This window comes from Novosphingobium album (ex Hu et al. 2023) (assembly GCF_022832385.1).
GTDB classification, from domain to species: domain Bacteria; phylum Pseudomonadota; class Alphaproteobacteria; order Sphingomonadales; family Sphingomonadaceae; genus Novosphingobium; species Novosphingobium album.
Genome location: NZ_JALHLE010000041.1, coordinates 1 through 17,288, shown reverse-complemented (window position 1 = coordinate 17,288; position 17,288 = coordinate 1). Strand labels below are relative to the sequence as shown.

Below are 17,288 nucleotides of genomic sequence, written 5' to 3'. Positions count from 1 at the left end.
CCGGGATGCCCGCTCACGCGCAACTTAAACATTAATTTACCATGTTGCGCGAGAATGGGCAGGATAAGGTTTATGGGGAAGCCGCATGGATACGTTGCGTGGTCAGTTTTCCAGTCAGGACGGAACCGATGGTTTCTCTTCGGACCTGGACAACGCGGGTGCCGCAAGCGCGCCGGCAGAAGTCGGTGCAGACGAGCGGCGCATGCACGTGCGCGCCTACAATTTCTGGGCCAGCCTGCTCGACAATCGCACTTTCCCCGACATCGCCGCGCTGCACCCCGAAGAGCTGCATGATTTCGGCCCCCATTCGGTCCTGCTCGACTTCACCAGCGGCATCGACAACCCGGCCATCGGCTATCTGGGATCGGATCTGGCCGCGGAGTGCGGTGCCGAAGGACCGATCGGCCGCCTGAGCGACGTACCCGCGCGTTCGCTGCTCTCGCGCATCACCGACCACTACATGCAGATCCTCGCCAATCAGGCACCGATCGGGTTCGAGGCCGAATTCGTCAACCAGCGCGGCGTGACAATTCTCTACCGCGGCATCCTGCTGCCGTTCTCGCGCGATGATATGGCCATCGACTACATCTACGGCGTCATCAACTGGAAGGAACTGGCCGACCAGTCTGCGACCGACGCCCTGATGCGGCAGGTGGACGAAGCCGTCGATGCCCGCCCGGCAATGCTGCGCGAAGCCGCGATGAGCGAATGGGCCGATGGCCCCGCCGATCCCGGCATGGGCCAGTCCGGTTCCGACTACGCGCCACAGGATCTGCCGCTCGCCGAATTCGGCATGCACGGCGACTGTTTCGACGACTCCTTCCTGACCGGAACGCCCGAACAGCTGTCGCTGGGCGACTGGCTCGCAGCCGCACGCGAAGAAGCGCTCAATGCCCGGAGCAGCGAGGATCGGTCGCGTCGGGCACTCTACGAGGCCGTCAGTCGGGCCTACGATTTCGCTCTGGCCGCTGCCGAAGCGCCGGAAGACTTTGCTGAACTGGTGGAAGATGCCGGGCTGAAAGTGCAGGAGCGCGCCCCGCTGATCCCGCTGGTCAAACTCGTTTTCGGGGTCGACTACGACAAGACCCGCCTTACCGAATTCGCGACGGTGATCGCCCACGGCCAGCGGCTGGGCATCGAACGCGGCGCGATGATCGGCCTGCTGACCGAATCCGCCGGCGGCCTCAAAGGCCTGGTGGCCGAGGAGCGCCGCCTGCGCCGCACCGCAGGGGGCAAACCCGCCCGCCCCCGCCCGGGTCACGAAGATCTCGTGGAGGGGCTCCGCAAACTCGAACCGCGCTCGTTCGATTCGGTGGCGCAGGGCAACGAATTTGCCGTTCTCGTCGCGCGGCGGATGGACGACGGGCGGCTGGTGCTGCTGGGCGAGGTCTCGAACGACGACGCCCTGCTCGACCGCGCGGCGCGACACCTGCTCGACTGACCGCGCCATAGGGCCTTGCAACGGGACACGCCGCCACTACCCTTGGCGAGCGGCACGGCGCTTCAGCACCAGTTAAGGCCGCGAGGTCCCAAGAGGCACGATGCCGAAGCTGCGAATTCCCGCATTCATCCTGACGTTTCTGGCGCTGCTGTGCTGGTCGGCAGCACCGGCGGCCGCGCAGTCGATCCTGCGTGATGCGGAGACCGAGGCGCTGCTGCACGACATGGCGACACCGCTGATCAAGGCAGCCGGGCTCGATCCCGCCAATGTCGATATCGTTCTGGTCAACGACATGGCAGTCAATGCCTTCGTGGCGGGCGGACAGGCGGTCTACGTCAATGCCGGGCTGATCAACGAGGCCGATACCGCTGCCGAAGTGCAGGGTGTGATCGCGCACGAACTGGGCCACGTCACCGGCGGCCACGCCGTGCTCAACCAGGGGGCAAAGGCTGCCACCAGCGTTTCGCTGCTGTCCCTGCTGCTCGGAGCGGCGGCGGCAGCAGCAGGCGGCGGCGAGGCCGCAATGGGCGTAATCATGGCCGGCCAGCAGGCTGCCATCGGCAAGTACCTGGCATACAGCCGCTCGCAGGAAGCCTCGGCCGACGCGGCGGGCGCCAAGTACCTTTCGGATGCCGGAATCAGCGGGCGCGGTTCGGTCGAATTCTTCCAGAAGCTGCAGAACATGGAATACCGCTACGGCTACAGCCAGCGCAATCAGGACCAGTTCTACAGCACCCACCCGCTGACCGGCGACCGCATCGCCACGCTGCAGGACACCTACCAACAGGATCTCGCGTGGAACAAGCCGGACGATCCGGGGCTTCAGAAGCGCTTTGTCCGCATGAAGGCGAAGCTCTTCGGCTATCTCGCCGAACCACGCGACGTGTTCCGCAAGTACCCGCTGACCGACAATTCGGTGCCCGCACACTATGCCCGCGCCTATGCCTACAACCGCGAGTCCAAACTGGACGATGCGCGCGCCGAGACTGGCGCGCTGATCGCGATCGATCCGGACGATCCCTATTTCCTCGAACTGCAGGGCCAGATCCTGCTCGAATCGGGCAGACCGGGCGAAGCCATCGAACCCCTGCGGCGCGCGACGCAAATGACGGGGAACCAGCCGTTGATCGCAACACTGTTCGGCCATGCGCTGATGGCCACCGAAGATCCCGCCAACTACAAGGAGGCCGAGCGCGTACTGCGCGCCGCCGTCGTACGCGACCGCGAGAACCCCTTTGCCTGGTACCAGCTCGGCATGATCTATGCCGCCAATGGCGACATGCCGCGCGCGCGCCTCGCCAGCGCCGAGCAGCAGGCTCTTTCTGGCAACATGAACGAGGCGCTGATGAGCGCGCAGGCGGCCGAGGCAGGCCTTGCCACCGGTTCGCCTGACTGGCTGCGCGCCCAGGATATCGAGATGCAGGCACGCGCCGCACTGGAGCGCGAGAAAAAGCGGCGCTAGGGCGGAACAGGCCCACGCCGGGCCACAGGGAAAGTTGCAGGACATCACATGGGTAATGGCACGAAGTTCGCAGTAATCGCCGGATGCCTCGCGCTGGTGGGCGCGGGCAGCTGGTATGGCGGACGCAAGGCAGTCGAGCACGTGGTGCACGACTACATCATGGAACACCCGGAAATCCTGCCGCAGGCGATGGACGAACTGCAGCGGCGGCAGAGCGCCGAGCAGCTTGCCGGAGTCCGCTCCACGGTCGAGACCCCATTCCCCGGCGCCGTGCTTGGCAATCCCCGGGGCACAGTCACGCTGGTCGAATTTACAGATTTCGCCTGTGGCTACTGCCGCAAGAGCCTGCCCGACGTCATGGGCCTCATCGCCCACAACCCCGATCTGCGGATCGTCGTGCGCGAGCTGCCAATCATCAGCCCCCAGAGCCCGGATGCCGCGAAGATGGCACTCGCCGCAGCGGAACAGGGCAAGTACCCCGCCTTCCACGACGCGATGTTCGCGGCCGGGCAGCTCGATCCACAGACGATCGAGGCGGTGGCGCAGAAGGTGGGCCTCGACATGGACCGCGCCCGCAAGGTCGCCGCCAGCAAGGTCGTGGAAGAAGAAATCAACCACAACCTCGAACTGGCCAGCCGCCTGGGCTTTTCGGGCACGCCAAGCTGGATCGCCGGAGACCGGCTGATCTCGGGCGCGGTGGGCATGGATCAGCTGTCTCAGGCCGTGCAGGAAGCGCGCGGAGGTTGAAAACCCGGGCGCATGGCATCAGCGGCATTTCAGCTTCGGCGTAATTTCGGCTAAACCATGGGCATGAGCGTCCTGCCGATCCAGCCTATCCCGTTCTTCGCCAACAAGGACCAGGCGTTCTGGCGCCTGCAGACGGCAGGCTGGGCCGGGGCGATGATGCTGCGCACGATGTCGCTGATCGCCAACAACCAGCCATTGACCTCGCTGGTGCTGGTGCTGATCGCGACGATCACCGGCTTTTCGATCTCCCTCGTGCTCTCGGTGATCTACCGCGCCCTGATTGTCCGGCGCCCGATCGTGACCTGGGGCCTGACCGCGCTGGTCCTGCCTTTCGCGGTGGCACTGCACGCCTTTATCGACGCCTGGGTCTGGTCGCTGTGGCGCACCGACAGCGAGGCCAGCTTCACGCAGCTGTTCCTTGGCGTGTTCTACCTCGACGCCACCCTGCTCGGCGCCTGGACCGCGCTCTACTACATGGTGAACTTCTACCTGCAGGTGGAAGAGCAGAACGACCAGTTGATCCGGCTGGAGAACCAGGCAACCAGCGCGCAGCTCGCGATGCTGAGATACCAGCTCAACCCGCATTTCCTGTTCAACACGCTGAACTCGATCTCCACGCTGGTGCTGCTCAAGCAGACCGAGCCAGCCAACGCCATGCTCTCTCGCCTGTCCTCGTTCCTGCGTTACACGCTGGTCAACAAACCCTCCGCCCGCGTCACCGTCGCGCAGGAGGTGGAGACGCTCAAACTCTACCTCGACATCGAGCGTATGCGCTTCGAGGAGCGACTGCGCACCACGTTCCAGGTCGATCCTGCAACCGAAGCCTGCCTGCTGCCTTCACTGCTGCTGCAACCGCTCGTCGAGAACGCCATCAAGTATGCCGTCAGCCCTCAGGAAACCGGGGCGGAAATCACGATCACCACGCAACTCATCGGCTCCATGCTTCGCATCAGCGTCTCGGATACCGGGCCGGGCTTGCAAAGTCCGACCACCGACAACAGGTTATCGGGCATGACCTACGACGGAGGGGAACCGGTATCGACCGGCGTCGGCCTTTCGAACATTCGGGACAGGCTGGTGCAGGCCTATGGCGAAAACCACCGCTTCGAAACGATCGAGCCGGTGGAAGGCGGCTTTGCCGTCGTGCTCGAGATCCCGGCCGAGCGCCGCGAACCCGTCGAAGACCATCCGGAAGTCCTGCGCCAGCCGGCCCTGGCGGCGCGATGAAACTTTATGGGGCCGCACGCGTTCAAGCGGCTCGGAGACTGTAAGACATGACCATTCGCACGATCCTTGTCGACGACGAAAAGCTGGCGATCCAGGGGCTGCAGCTGCGGCTGGAGAAATATCCCGACGTCGAGATCATCGACACCTGCTCGAACGGGCGCGAGGCGATCCGCAAGATCAAGACTGAAAAGCCGGACCTGGTCTTCCTCGACATCCAGATGCCGGGCTTCGACGGCTTTTCGGTCGTCAAGGGCGTGATGGAGATCGAGCCGCCCCTGTTCGTCTTCGTCACCGCCTATCAGGAACATGCCGTGCGCGCGTTCGAGGCCAATGCGGTCAACTACCTCATGAAACCGGTCGATGAGGCCAAGCTCGACGATACTCTCGCCCGCGTGCGACAGCGGCTGGCCGAAAAGCGCTCGGCCGAGGAAGCGGAAAAGCTCAAGACCGTTCTGGCCGAAGTCGCGCCCGATGCCGTCGAACAGATCCCCGAGGACGCGGACGGCAGTTCTGACCGCTACGAGAAGCTCATCAACATCAAGGATCGCGGCCAGATCTTCCGCATCGATGTGGACAGCATCGAGCATATCGAAGCCGCCGGCGACTACATGTGCATCCGCACGGCCGACAATTCGCTGATCCTGCGCGAGACGATGAAGGACCTCGAGCGCCGTCTCGACCCGCGCGTGTTCCAGCGCGTCCACCGCTCGACCATCGTCAACCTCAACCAGGTCCGGCAGGTCAAGCCGCACACCAACGGCGAATGTTTCCTCGTGCTTGAATCGGGCGCGCAGGTGAAAGTCTCGCGCTCCTACCGCGACGTGATCGCGCGCTTCGTTCACTAAGGGGACAAGCCCCTAAGTGTGCCATACCGGAAGTTAACCATGGCATGGCACTGGTGCTGCCCTGACCGGCCTGAAGCCGTAGCAAGGACAGCCATGAAGGGGAGCAGACTCCTTTCTGCATGCATCATCGCCGCCATTTGCCTGACAACCGTGGTGCCGGTTGCCGCCGCCATTGCCCTTGCCCGCCATCAGGCCAACAAGCGCGAAGAAAGCTACGTTGCGCGGCTGGCCATGGCGGCGCTGGCGAGTTCAGAGAATACAGCCGATCAGGTGCAGGCCGGAAGCGACATCATCAACAAGGTTCCCGCGGCAGCGGCGTGCTCGGACAGCACTGTGGACCTGATGCGAAATCTCGACCTCTCGTCCACCTTGCTGCAAGCCGTCGGCCGCCTCGACGGCACCAGGATCGTCTGCTCTTCACTTGGCCGGAGCCTCCCGATTGATCTGGGCAAACCCGATTTCATGGGTGAAACGAAATCGCTGATATGGACCCATGCCAGACTCTTCGGCCACGGGCAGCCCTATCTGGTCATCGGCTTGGGATCCTTCGCCGGGATCATCCACAGGGACCTTCCACTCAGCTTTGTCGATTCCGCCCCCGGATCGGCGATCAGCACGTTCACCTGGTCTCAGCGCCAGCCGCTCGTCGTCAGGGGCCCATTCCAAAGAAGCTGGCTGCGAACCGACCTTCCTCCAGGCACCGTGTTCCGGTCCAATGGCTATCTGATCTCCGTCACCCGGTCGTCCCGTTACGACATCGGTTCAATTGCCGCCGTGCCCCTGACAGACACCGCGCACTTCTCCCGCGAAACGGCCGCCATTCTGGTGCCGATCGGCCTGGCTGCCGGACTGATGCTGTCACTGCTGTTGTCGCGCTTCATCCGAGACTTCACATCGATGCCCGCGATGATCCGCAACGGGCTCAAGCGACAGGAGTTCCATCTTCTCTACCAGCCCGTCATCGACATCGCGACCGGCCGCACCATCGGCGCGGAAGCCTTGTTGCGCTGGCGGAGGCGCAACGGCGAAATGATCGCACCGGATCATTTCATTCCGATCGCCGAAGAGACCGGGAGCATTCGCCAGATTACGCGCCGGGTCCTTGAACTGCTCACTGACGATGCCCCGCGTCTGATCGACATCGCACCGGACTTTCACATTGGTCTGAACTTGTCCGCAGCAGACATCCATTGTCCCGCGATCGTCCGCGACGTGACCGCTGTCGTGAAGCATTCAGGCATAAAGTTCGAGAATCTGCTGATCGAAGCCACCGAACGTTCGTTCGTCGATGCCGGCAAGGCCGCGGATGCGTTCAGGAACTTTCGCAGCCGGGGCGCCCGGATTGCGGTAGATGATTTCGGGACAGGGTATTCGGGTCTCGGCTACCTTGCGCAGCTGGAAGTTGACTATCTGAAGATCGACAAGCTCTTCGTAAGTACACTCGGCACCGGCTCGGCCACCAGTCAGGTGGCACAGCGAATCATAGAAATCGCCAAGGATCTTCAGTTGCAGGTGATCGCCGAAGGCGTCGAAACGGAAGATCAGGCAAAAATGCTCGGCAGCCTCGGCGTCGAACTCGCCCAGGGCTATTACTACAGCGGGCCGTTAACCGCCAGCGCCCTCCTGGAGCGGTTGCGGAGCGAACACCACGGGCGGACGAGACATCGTCAGTTGTCTGCCATAGCCGCGTAATACCGCAGCCCATACATGCCCAACCAGAAAAGGCGGCCCTTGCGGACCGCCTCTTCCTCCCTCTCCAAACCTTGCCAGGCCCGCCGCGTCTGAACGCGGATCAGAGCCTTGGTATGAAACTTTCCGGATCAGCCGCCCCGGGCTTCGTCCATCTCGGCAGCGGCCATGCCGGCCGTCGACTGCATGTAGGGCACCGGATTGACCGCCACGCCATCGACGCGGACTTCGTAGTGCAGATGCGGGCCAGTGGAGCGGCCCGTGGTTCCGACGTAGCCGATCACGTCACCCTTGTGGACCATCTGGCCTTCGGCAACGTTGAGCCGCGAAAGGTGACCGTAGCGGGTTTCCATGTCGGCGCCATGCTCAAGTGCGATGAACAGGCCATAGCTGCTGAACCACGAAGCGCGGCCCACGACGCCGTCGGCGGGAGCATAGACGGGCGTGCCTACCGGCGCGGCGAGATCGACACCCTTGTGAGCGCGGCGGCCGCCGAGCACCGGATGTTCGCGCATGCCGAAGCTGCTGGTCATCACATCACGGTCAAGCGGATTGCGCGACGGGATGGAAACTCCGGCAATGCCGCCGGAAACGGCAGGCCTGGCCTTCGAGACGGCAAGGCCGGTTTCCTCGAAGTTCTGCCAGGAGCTGAAGAGATTGCGGAACTGCTCGTCCTCACCCCCGGAGACCGACTGATTGGCCGACTGGGCGGCACGCAGTGGGGCGGAAATATCGGCAGCAGCAGCAGCGCTGTTGGCCATCGCGGGATGGGCGGCGATGGAAAGACCCGCGGCGACGAATGCACCGGTCACTGCGCGGAACTTGGCGAAAGACTTCGTTACGACCACTCGCAATACCTTGTTATTCGTCGAAACCCGCGACAGGCACGACGTTCGTTTCCTGGATACGGCCCCCGAAAAGCCGTCCGGCGTTATTGTTGGAGATGGTCGGAACCCCCCGCCGTCTCACGGGTTATGACTTATGCCGTCATGTTTCGTTCAGGCAACCCCATGGTAAATATCTCGCGACAAACCGGCTGCAAGACGCGCTGAGTCGTTGAACGGGGGTTTGAGCGTGCCGCGAAAGTGGCGGGAAACCAGTACTTTCCACAGTTCACCGTTTACCGCGCCGAGACGTTTGGCAACGTCGGCGAAATGATTTGCGCCGAAACGGACGTGCCGGATTTCATCGTCAAGGATTCGTTGCAGGATTCGCGCGCCGCGTTCGTCGCCTGCCGCGCGGACTCGTTCCAGCGTCAACGGCGTGACGTCAAGACCGCGCGCTTCCAGGACCATGGGCACTACGGCCAGACGCGCCGCCACGTCGTGTCGGGTGTCATGCGCAGCGCTCCACAGCCCGGCATGGGCCGGCAAAGCTCCGTAGTGACTGCCCAGTGTACGCAAGTGCCGGTCGATCAACACGAAGTGCATCGCTTCGTCAGCCGCGACGGAGAGGAAATCGCCGACGAATCCCTCGCCCATCTCCGCGCCGAACCGGCCCGCCATGTCGAGCGCGAGATCGATGGCGACGAATTCGATATGCCCGATCGCGTGCCACAGCGCGATCCGCCCGCGTTCCGATCCGGCCTTACGGCGGCGGGGCATCCGGCCGGGCGGCAGGAGTTCGGGCGCATCGGGCCAGCCCGGCTGGTCAGGCATTGGCTCGTCGAACACGAAGGCCAGCCGCCCCAGCCGCCAATCGCGCGCCACCTTGCGCGCGGCCATGACCTTGGCGCGCGGATCGCTTTCGAGCATGGCCGCACGGATGGCGGCAGAAACACTGGCAGGCATTCAGAGCGCCTTTGCGGCCTCCAGGACAGCGGCGGCGTGGCCCTTCACTTTCACCTTGTCCCAGACTTGCGCGATCTTGCCGTCGGGCCCGACGAGGTATGTAGTGCGCACCATGCCCATGTAGGTCCGTCCGTAGTTTTGTTTCTCGGTCCAGATGCCGAGCGCGTCGGACAGCCCGTTTTCCTCGGCATCGCTGGCGAGCGGCGCCTTGAGATCGTGCTTGGCGATGAAGTTCTGGTGCTTCTTTGGCCCATCCTTGCTGACGCCGAGGAGCGCCACGCCGGCAGCGTCGAACTCGCTCTTCAAGGCCGAAAAGTCGATGTTCTCGGTGGTGCAACCGGGCGTGTTGTCCTTGGGATAGAAGAACACGACGAGCTTCTGGCCCGCAAAGTCCGACGCCTTCACGCTGCCGCCATCGGGGGCTTCCATCGCGATATCGGGGAAGGTGTCGCCGGTTCCGGGCTTGCTCATCATGCTGTCTCCAGTGTTTCGCCGAATGCGTCCTGCCACGCGGCGGCCACTTGCGCGCGCGCGGCCGACAGCCCGGCTTCGAGGGTATCCCAGCTCCCATAGCCGCAGGCGCGCACAAGCGCCATGCACGCCGCGCTGCCGGGCACCTGCGAATCGGGCGCCAACAGGCGTGCGGCAACCAGAAAGCGGGTAAGCGCGTCGTGCGCCTCGCCGAGCGGCAGCGCCAGTTCGCGAATCGCATCGGCCAGATCAGGCCGGAATCCCTTGCACTCGCGCAGCTGGGTATAGTGAACGATGAATTCCAGATCGACGAGACCGCCGCGTGCCAGCTTGACGTCAAGCGGCCCCTTGGGCGCCTTGTGCTGCGTCATGGTGCCGCGCATTTCCAGCACATCGGCCCTGAGCCTTTCCTGATCGCGCGGCGCCTTGAGCACCCCGCCGATCACACCGCAAAGCGCCTCGCGCGCGCCTTGCGAACCGAAGAGCGGCCGGGCCCGGCACAATGCCATGTGTTCCCAGGTCCACGCCTGCTCGCACTGATAGCGTTCGAAACTATCGAGACTGGCCGCAGGCGGCCCCTGCGTGCCCGAAGGGCGCAGGCGCGTATCGACCTCGTAGAGTGCCCCTTCGGCCGTCGGCACGGACAAGGCGGAAATCGCCCGCTGCGAGAGCCGGTTGTAGTAGTGCGTGCCGCCAAGAGGCCTCCGGCCATCGGATTCGGCATGGAAATCGCCGGTAAACAGGTAGATCAGATCGAGGTCGGAAGCATGGGTAAGCACGCCCCCGCCCATACGGCCGAGCCCCAGCACCAGCATTTCGCTGCCGGGAATGATGCCATGCATAGCGCGGAATTCCTCGGCCGTGGCATCGGTGAGCACCACCAGCGCCGCTTCGGCCACGCGGGCGAGCGCATGGCCGATGTCGAGCGGGTCGTTAGCGCCCTCGATCAGCTGGACGCCCAGCTTGAAGCGCAGTTCGCCCACCTTGCGGCGCACCGAATCGAGCTTACGCTCATAGTCGTCCCCCGGCTCGAAGCGGCTGAATACGGCGATCAGCTCGTCCGTGGTTCCAGGCAGGTCGAAGGCACTGGCATCGATCAGCGGATCGAGCAGATCGGCCCGCCGCGCCAGGGCATCGGCAAGCGGCGGTGCCAGACTGAGAATGCGGGCCAGCAGCTCAAGCAGCGCCGGTCGCGCTTCGAGCAGGCGGAACAGGTTGATCGCACTCGGCAGGTTGTTGAGCAGCTGCTCCCACCGGGACAGCGCGCGTTCGGGTTCTGGCGCAGAGGCCAACGCGGCAAGCAGGTCATGCCGGATCGCTTCGAAGGCCGTGCGCGCCGCATCCGAACGCAAGGCGCGCATCCGGCCGGACTGCCAGCCCTCGATCCGCTGCGCCACCGCCTGTGGATCGTCGAACCCCAGCCCCTCAAGGTCTTCGAGCAGCGTCGCCTGATCGGGCATCGGCACCGCCACACCGGGCGCGCTGGGCGTATTGGCCATAATCAGCGCATCGTAGCGTTCGCCGACTGCCGCAGTGATCGTAGCCAGTTCGGCCAGCAGCGCCTTCCCGTCCGGCAAGCCGTCGAGCCGCGCGACGACATCAAGCGCTTCGGCATGCACCGGCAGGCTCTGGGTCTGCTGGTCGTGCATCATCTGCAGCCGGTGCTCGACCATACGCAACCGGTCATAGCTCTCGCCAAGCAGACAGGCGTCCTCACTGGCGATCAGTCCCGCGTCGGCCAGCGCGTCGAGCGTCGCGCGGGTGCCGCGCAGGCGCAGCGCCGGATTGCGGCCGCCGTGGATGAGCTGGTGAGTCTGGGCGTAGAATTCGATCTCGCGAATGCCGCCACGGCCCTTCTTGATGTCGAAGCCCGGCCCGACTTCGGGCGTACCGCGCGCACTCGCCCGGATCTGCCCGGTCAGCCGCCCGATCTCGGCGATCGCGCCAAAATCGAGGCTCTTGCGCCAGACGAAGGGGCGGATCGCCGACAGGAACGCCTCGCCCGCTGCCACATCGCCGGCACAGGCGCGCGCGCGGATGAACGCCGCCCGCTCCCACGCAAGCGCAGAGGATTCGTAGTGCGTCAGAGCAGCATCGATCGAGATCGCCAGCGGGCTCACTTCCGAGGCAGGCCGCAGCCGCAGGTCGACGCGGAAAACGTAGCCCTCGGCGGTAACATTCGAGAGCGTTTCTACCACCACGCGCGCAACCCGCTGCGCTGCCTCGCCCGGCTCGTCTCGCTCTCGGCGGGGGAGCAGCGCCGGATCGAACAGCAGGATCGGATCGATGTCCGAACTGTAGTTGAGTTCGCCCGCGCCGTGCTTTCCGAGCGCGAGCGCCAAAAACCCTGCCGGTTCGCTGTCCGGCGCACGGCGGCGGATGCCCTCTGCAATCGCGGCATCGAGCGCACGATCGGCAAATGCGGACAATTCGCCAGTCACCTTGAGCAGTGGGAAAGCTCCGGCCAGATCGCCGATCGCCAGAGCCAGCGACAACGCCAGCCTCTCGCGCCGCAAGGCCACACCCGTATCGGCAACGCCCTCGCCCGCCGCTCGGGCATAAGCGAGCGCGGCTTCGCCATTGCCGGATGCCAGAATGTCCGCAAGATCGGGCAAGCGCCGCAAGGCTGCCTCGAGGTGCGGCGCGTGGGCACGCGCGCGGTCGATCGCTCCGGTCCAGTCGGCACTCATGCCGCATCCCTGCCCGCTGCGCGGCGCCGGGGCAAGAGGTGCCCGGCTTGTATATCCCGGGATCGTCTGGCACCTGTGCGCCTCCCCCCACTCCAGACAGAGGCCGCACTCTTGAAACATCCCGCGCTTGTTCTCGCCGTCCTGGCCCTGGGCGCCTGCACGTCCACCTACGAAGGCCCGAAAATGCCCAAGGGGACGGCGCTGCCGCCGCCCGCGGAGGCCGCTGCGGCAAAGACGCCGGACATCTCGGTCAGCCTGATGAAGGCGATGGTGAAGCAGCTCGCGTCGGACGATTTCGAAGGCCGTGCGCCCAGCACCGCGGTCGAACCCAAGGTGCTGGACTACATCATCTCCCAGTTCAAGGCGGCGGGCCTGCAGCCGGGCAACCACGGCGAATGGCTGCAGCCGGTGCCGACGGTCGAGATCACAGGCAAGGACCACACCCCGCTCACCGTGACGGGCGGCACCAAGCCGCTCTCGTTCAGCTTCGGCGATCAGTACGTCGCCGCCAGCTACCGCGTCACGCCGAAGACGCAGGTGAAGGACAGCGAACTGGTCTTCGTAGGCTACGGGATCGACGCGCCCGAACTGGGCTGGAACGACTACGCCGGGATCGACATGCACGGAAAGACGGCGGTCATCCTCGTCAATGATCCCGACTATGCCAACGAGACCGAGGAGGGCCTCTTCAAGGGCCGCCGCATGACCTACTATGGCCGCTGGACCTACAAGTTCGAGGAAGCCGCCCGGCAGGGTGCCACCGCCGCCATCATAGTCCACGACACCTTCCCCGCCGCATACGGCTGGAACGTCGTCAACTCAAGCTGGACCGGCGCGCAGTACTACGTGCAGAAGCCCAATGACGGCATGGACCAGACCGCGGCCAACGGATGGGTGCAGAATCCCGTCGCCGAAGCGATCCTCAAGGCCTCGGGCAAGGACCTCGCCGCACTGTCCGCCGCCGCGAAGCAAAAGGGCTTCAAAGCGGTACCGCTAGGCCTCAAAGTCAGCTTCGGCTTCGACAATGCCATCCGCCGGTCCACCTCGAACAATGTCGTCGGCATTCTCCCCGGCAAGACCCGGCCCGACGAATACGTGCTCTATTCGGCGCACTGGGATCACCTCGGCCACTGCACGCCCGATACCACCGGCGACGACATCTGCAACGGCGCGGTCGACAACGCGACGGGAGTCGCTGCACTGACCGCGATCGCCAGGGCCAATCAGGAGGCCGGTGCAGCTGCGCGCAGCGAAGTGTTCCTCGCCGTTACGCTCGAGGAATCGGGCCTGCTGGGTTCCGAATATTACGCGGCCAACCCTATCTTTCCGCTCGATCACACCGTGGGCGGCGTGAACATGGACGCGTTGATGCCCGCGCCGCGTTCGCGCTCCTATTCGATGACCGGCGGCGACAAGTCCGACCTCACCGGCGTGTTCCGCGATGCGCTCGCCGATGCCGGACTGACCGAAGTGCCCGAAGGCCACAGCGAACGCGGCGGTTATTACCGGTCCGACCACTTCTCGATGGCCAAGCGCGGCGTGCCGATGTTCGACGTGGGCCGCAGTTCCGACCTGTTCGAAGGCGGCAAGGAAGCGGGCGAGAAGATCGGCGAGGAATATACCGCCAAGCACTACCACGCGCCCAGCGACGAATATTCGGAAGACTGGAACTGGGACGGGATTGTCGAGGACGTGGACCTCTACTACGCGCTCGGCCGCACGCTCGCCGATTCGGATTTCTGGCCGAACTGGAACGAGGGCGACGAATTCCGCGCAATCCGCGACAAGGCCTGCGCCGCAGCAACAGGAGGCTGCCACAAGTGACGTTCACCCTGCCGCCCGAATGGCATGCGCAGGACTGGATCTGGATCGGCTTCCCGCATGACCCGGTCGAATGGCCGGGCTTCCTGGAAGCTGCCCAGGTGCAGATGGCGCAGTTTGCCAGTGCGGTCGCCGAGTCCGGTCAGGAAGTCCGCCTGATCGTGCGCGACGAGGCCAACCGCGCCCGGGCGGCATCACTCGTCTCCGAGAAGGTCACGCTGGAAGTGCGCCGCTACGGTGACGTCTGGCTGCGCGATACCGGGCCACTGGTCGTGATGAACGAAACCGGGCAGCGCAAGGCCAAGCGCTTCGGTTTCAATGGCTGGGGCGGTAAGTACCTGATGGACGGCGATCAGGAGATCGGCGCCAGACTGGCAGAGAGCGCCGGACTGGCGGTCGAGACGGCCGACTGGATTCTCGAAGGCGGCGCGCTAGATGGTGACGGCACCGGGCTGGTGGTCACCACCGAACAATGCCTGCTCAACCCCAACCGCAACCCGCACCTCACCCGTGCGGACCTCGAGATGCGCCTCGAGCGCGATCTCGGTTACACCCGTGTGCTATGGCTGGGCGATGGTCTGATCAACGATCACACCGACGGCCACGTCGACAATCTCGCGCGCTTCGTGGCGCCCAACGTGCTCGCCCTGCCGCGCGCAACCGGCGCGGACGATCCCAACGCCCCGATCTATGCCGATGCCAGGGCGCGCGCCGAAGCCATGGGCGTGACCGTGCGCGAAGTCCCCTCGCCCGGACGGGTGGAAACAGACGGGCGGATCGAACCGGCCAGCTACATGAACTTCGCAATCACCTCGAATCTGGTGGTGGTTCCGATCTACGGCACCGCCCACGATGACGAGGGCATCGCGGCTATCGCCGAACTGTTCCCGGACCGCGAAACCGTGGGGATTCTGGCTGACGCGGTACTTGCAGGCGGCGGCTCGTTCCACTGTTCCAGCCAGCAGATGCCCTCGCGGGGGTGAGAGGCTTTAACCCTTTGGCAACACCCCCGGGCGCATTTTTACTTCCATGGCCCGAGTCATCGCCCTTGCCAGCGCCAGAGCGCCGCGTCTTCAGCACTTCGAGGTACTGCGGTCGCTGATCGTGGCCGGTTGCGCGCTGGCGCTTATCCTCGCGAAGGCGCCCCTGCCCTTCTGACGGAAGCCTCCGGCGGTTGGAGGTTGCGGCTTATTGGTCCTCGAACCTTACGGTCACCGCCGGGTCCATGCCCCCCAAAGCATGCAGCCGGGTCTTCGCCTGAGCATCACCCTGAAGGACAGAATCAAAGAAATCGCGCAAGGCCGCCACGGTGATCGCCTGCTGGCGGCCGGGACCGATCAATGGCGTGCGGTCATCGCAGCCCGGAATTTTCACGCCGGGCATGTTGCGGACGAAAAACAGGCAGTCGGGGTTGCTGTTATCCGAGGGCCAGGCCTCCTCGTCCCGGAACCAGACGTGAGCGCCTCCGTGGATCAGCACTTCGGTCTTCGGCCCTTCCACCCGCTCGTAGGCCGCGAACGGACGCCCCGTCATGCGGCTGAAGATGTCCTTGTCCGCGCTGAGGATTAGGGACGGCACGGCCACTTCGGCATGGCCTGTGCCCCACAGTCCCATGTCGTTGGCCAGCGCAGTCTGGACAGGATCACCCCCGCCGAGCAGCGCCACCGCCTTGACACGCGGGTCGCGCAGCTGCCTGCCGTATACGGCGAAATAGGACGTCACCCCACCGAGCGAATGGCCATAGATGCCTATGGCGCCGGGGTCGATAACCGGCCCGGTCACTCCGTCGGCCAGCAACTGATCAATGAGAAAGTGAATGTCCTTTACCTGATTGGCGACATCCGAGACATCGGTCATGCGAATGTGAGTATAGGCAGCCAGCGAAGACAACGGATAAGCCGGTGCAGCCACGACATAACCATGGTGCACAAGCGCGCGCACAATACCCATCGCGTTATCGGGCCGGCCGTTGGTGCCGTGACTATAGATCAGCAAAGGCCGGCGCCCTGCCGCTGGCGGCGCACCCTCGAACACAGCATCGCCCGCCGGTGCTCCGCGGCCAGCACCGCTGGTGACGGGATACCAGATCATGACATCGAGCCTGCGCGTATCCGCGCCCGGAAAATCGCCATTGGGCTTTATTTTCCGGGCGGTATCCACCCAGCTTGCCCGCCGCAATCCAATGGCGAACCCGAAATCCTCTTCCCGGTCACCCGATGCAGCCAGTGCCGGAACCGAGGCCGAAAGAGCCAGCCCGGCCACAGCCGCACCGGCAGTCACATGTGCCAGAAACGCGCAGGCCCACAGCCGGTGCCACCACGTCCGCTTCATTTTGTCCCTCCCAGTTGCCAGAGCCTACCGGCGTATTTTCTGAGAGGAATGCTTATGCAGGCCTGCTTGCCACAGCAAGCGCTGGTGCTCCGAAGCCCGCAGCAAGCCATTCACATTACCGCCCGGCGCATGACAGCGGAGCAAAAACGCCGCGCGAAGGACGGATCCCTTCGCGCGGCGCTCCCTGAACCCCGGCGGTGAACCCGGCACAGTCGTACCGGGGCCGTTCGAGGGCAATCAGGCCATTTCGTGTTCGCCGGCGCGCTTTTCAGCGTGCGCCTTGAACATTTCCATGACGTCGCCCGAGGTGACCGGACGGGTCTCGTTGGTCGGGACCGAACCGCCCGAGGACTTTGGAGCAGTGTCGACGCCCTTGGCCGCGGCCTTGGCGTGCAGCGCGCCAACGTTGATTTCCTCGCGCTTGTAGTTCTCGAACAGCGAGTCGTGCCTGAGCCACTTGATCGCGTTCTTGTGGGTGATCAGGTCGATGTACTCGTCCGACAGGTTCTTCACCTGCTCCCACAGCAGTTCGGCGGCATCCGGCCACAGCGCGTCCGAGTGCGGATAGTCGACTTCGTAGGTGACGTTTTCGACGCCCACTTCGTCGAGGTTCTTCAGGCCATAGGGATCCCACAGGAAGCAGTGGCAGAAGTGCCGCTTCATCAGTTCGCTGGGCTTGATGTCCTGGAAGCGCGAGCGGGTCCACGCCTTGTGGCGCCAGTTCGAGAAATCTGCGCGCTCCATCAGGTAGGGCACCCAGCCGATCGAGCCTTC

The 17,288-nt window shown here is 64.5% G+C and carries 15 protein-coding genes; 9 read left to right on the top strand and 6 right to left on the bottom strand.

Annotated features, from left to right (window positions below):
• Window positions 1-85: 85 nt before the first annotated feature.
• From MTR64_RS19095 to MTR64_RS19070, 6 genes are all read left to right on the top strand, one after another.
• Window positions 86-1,441 (top strand): hypothetical protein, encoded by a 1,356-nt coding sequence (locus MTR64_RS19095; protein WP_243996136.1) that lies wholly within the window; start codon window positions 86-88, stop codon window positions 1,439-1,441.
• A 100-nt stretch (window positions 1,442-1,541) separates the two neighbouring features.
• Complete coding sequence (locus MTR64_RS19090; RefSeq protein ID WP_243996135.1) at window positions 1,542-2,903, top strand: M48 family metalloprotease; 1,362 nt, start codon at window positions 1,542-1,544, stop codon at window positions 2,901-2,903.
• Window positions 2,904-2,951: 48 nt separating this feature from the next.
• Window positions 2,952-3,650, top strand: coding sequence for a DsbA family protein (locus tag MTR64_RS19085; protein ID WP_243996134.1), 699 nt, complete (start codon window positions 2,952-2,954; stop codon window positions 3,648-3,650).
• A 63-nt stretch (window positions 3,651-3,713) separates the two neighbouring features.
• Entirely contained in the window at window positions 3,714-4,877 is a 1,164-nt protein-coding gene (locus MTR64_RS19080) for a sensor histidine kinase (RefSeq protein ID WP_243996133.1), read from the top strand.
• A 47-nt stretch (window positions 4,878-4,924) separates the two neighbouring features.
• The gene (locus tag MTR64_RS19075) at window positions 4,925-5,722 is read left to right on the top strand and encodes a LytR/AlgR family response regulator transcription factor (protein WP_243996132.1); all 798 of its coding nucleotides are present in this window, start codon (window positions 4,925-4,927) and stop codon (window positions 5,720-5,722) included.
• Window positions 5,723-5,761: 39 nt separating this feature from the next.
• Entirely contained in the window at window positions 5,762-7,414 is a 1,653-nt protein-coding gene (locus tag MTR64_RS19070) for an EAL domain-containing protein (protein ID WP_327194293.1), read from the top strand.
• A gap of 128 nt (window positions 7,415-7,542) precedes the next feature.
• Here MTR64_RS19070 and MTR64_RS19065 read toward each other — a convergent pair whose 3' ends face one another.
• The 4 genes from MTR64_RS19065 to MTR64_RS19050 all read right to left on the bottom strand — a co-directional run bounded on the left by MTR64_RS19065 (window position 7,543) and on the right by MTR64_RS19050 (window position 12,362).
• Window positions 7,543-8,259: a M23 family metallopeptidase gene (locus tag MTR64_RS19065; RefSeq protein ID WP_243996130.1), complete on the bottom strand. Its 717-nt coding sequence runs from the start codon at window positions 8,257-8,259 to the stop codon at window positions 7,543-7,545.
• Between the two features lie 150 nt (window positions 8,260-8,409).
• Window positions 8,410-9,201, bottom strand: a complete 792-nt coding sequence (locus MTR64_RS19060; RefSeq protein ID WP_243996129.1) for a ferritin-like domain-containing protein — start codon at window positions 9,199-9,201, stop codon at window positions 8,410-8,412.
• Entirely contained in the window at window positions 9,202-9,675 is a 474-nt protein-coding gene (locus MTR64_RS19055; RefSeq protein ID WP_243996128.1) for a peroxiredoxin, read from the bottom strand.
• Window positions 9,672-12,362: a bifunctional [glutamine synthetase] adenylyltransferase/[glutamine synthetase]-adenylyl-L-tyrosine phosphorylase gene (locus MTR64_RS19050; RefSeq protein WP_243996127.1), complete on the bottom strand. Its 2,691-nt coding sequence runs from the start codon at window positions 12,360-12,362 to the stop codon at window positions 9,672-9,674. The genes MTR64_RS19055 and MTR64_RS19050 overlap by 4 nt, the downstream gene beginning before the upstream one ends.
• Window positions 12,363-12,545: 183 nt before the next feature.
• Here MTR64_RS19050 and MTR64_RS19045 point away from each other — a divergent pair, with 183 nt between their 5' ends.
• The 3 genes from MTR64_RS19045 to MTR64_RS21420 are packed head-to-tail and all read left to right on the top strand — an operon-like array spanning window position 12,546 to window position 15,341.
• The gene (locus tag MTR64_RS19045) at window positions 12,546-14,186 is read left to right on the top strand and encodes a M28 family metallopeptidase (protein ID WP_419144969.1); all 1,641 of its coding nucleotides are present in this window, start codon (window positions 12,546-12,548) and stop codon (window positions 14,184-14,186) included.
• The gene (locus tag MTR64_RS19040; protein ID WP_243996125.1) at window positions 14,183-15,166 is read left to right on the top strand and encodes an agmatine deiminase family protein; all 984 of its coding nucleotides are present in this window, start codon (window positions 14,183-14,185) and stop codon (window positions 15,164-15,166) included. Before MTR64_RS19045 ends, MTR64_RS19040 begins: the two co-directional genes overlap by 4 nt.
• Before the next feature lie 46 nt (window positions 15,167-15,212).
• Window positions 15,213-15,341: a hypothetical protein gene (locus MTR64_RS21420; protein ID WP_268741024.1), complete on the top strand. Its 129-nt coding sequence runs from the start codon at window positions 15,213-15,215 to the stop codon at window positions 15,339-15,341.
• A gap of 30 nt (window positions 15,342-15,371) precedes the next feature.
• On the opposite strand, the gene MTR64_RS19035 is transcribed toward MTR64_RS21420, so the two are convergent.
• Window positions 15,372-16,514, bottom strand: coding sequence for an alpha/beta hydrolase family protein (locus MTR64_RS19035; RefSeq protein WP_243996124.1), 1,143 nt, complete (start codon window positions 16,512-16,514; stop codon window positions 15,372-15,374).
• Window positions 16,515-16,751: 237 nt separating this feature from the next.
• On the bottom strand, window positions 16,752-17,288 hold a 537-nt coding region (locus MTR64_RS19030), incomplete at its 5' end, for an amidohydrolase family protein (RefSeq protein WP_243996123.1).

What these genes read in the sequence shown, in the direction of transcription:
- MTR64_RS19095 (WP_243996136.1), top strand. Translation starts at nt 86, where the DNA reads ATGGATACGTTGCGTGGTCAGTTTTCCAGTCAGGACGGAACCGATGGT.
- MTR64_RS19090 (WP_243996135.1), top strand. Translation starts at nt 1,542, where the DNA reads ATGCCGAAGCTGCGAATTCCCGCATTCATCCTGACGTTTCTGGCGCTG.
- MTR64_RS19085 (WP_243996134.1), top strand. Translation starts at nt 2,952, where the DNA reads ATGGGTAATGGCACGAAGTTCGCAGTAATCGCCGGATGCCTCGCGCTG.
- MTR64_RS19080 (WP_243996133.1), top strand. Translation starts at nt 3,714, where the DNA reads ATGAGCGTCCTGCCGATCCAGCCTATCCCGTTCTTCGCCAACAAGGAC.
- MTR64_RS19075 (WP_243996132.1), top strand. Translation starts at nt 4,925, where the DNA reads ATGACCATTCGCACGATCCTTGTCGACGACGAAAAGCTGGCGATCCAG.
- MTR64_RS19070 (WP_327194293.1), top strand. Translation starts at nt 5,762, where the DNA reads ATGGCATGGCACTGGTGCTGCCCTGACCGGCCTGAAGCCGTAGCAAGG.
- MTR64_RS19060 (WP_243996129.1), bottom strand. Translation starts at nt 9,201, where the DNA reads ATGCCTGCCAGTGTTTCTGCCGCCATCCGTGCGGCCATGCTCGAAAGC.
- MTR64_RS19055 (WP_243996128.1), bottom strand. Translation starts at nt 9,675, where the DNA reads ATGATGAGCAAGCCCGGAACCGGCGACACCTTCCCCGATATCGCGATG.
- MTR64_RS19050 (WP_243996127.1), bottom strand. Translation starts at nt 12,362, where the DNA reads ATGAGTGCCGACTGGACCGGAGCGATCGACCGCGCGCGTGCCCACGCG.
- MTR64_RS19045 (WP_419144969.1), top strand. Translation starts at nt 12,546, where the DNA reads ATGCCCAAGGGGACGGCGCTGCCGCCGCCCGCGGAGGCCGCTGCGGCA.
- MTR64_RS21420 (WP_268741024.1), top strand. Translation starts at nt 15,213, where the DNA reads ATGGCCCGAGTCATCGCCCTTGCCAGCGCCAGAGCGCCGCGTCTTCAG.
- MTR64_RS19035 (WP_243996124.1), bottom strand. Translation starts at nt 16,514, where the DNA reads ATGAAGCGGACGTGGTGGCACCGGCTGTGGGCCTGCGCGTTTCTGGCA.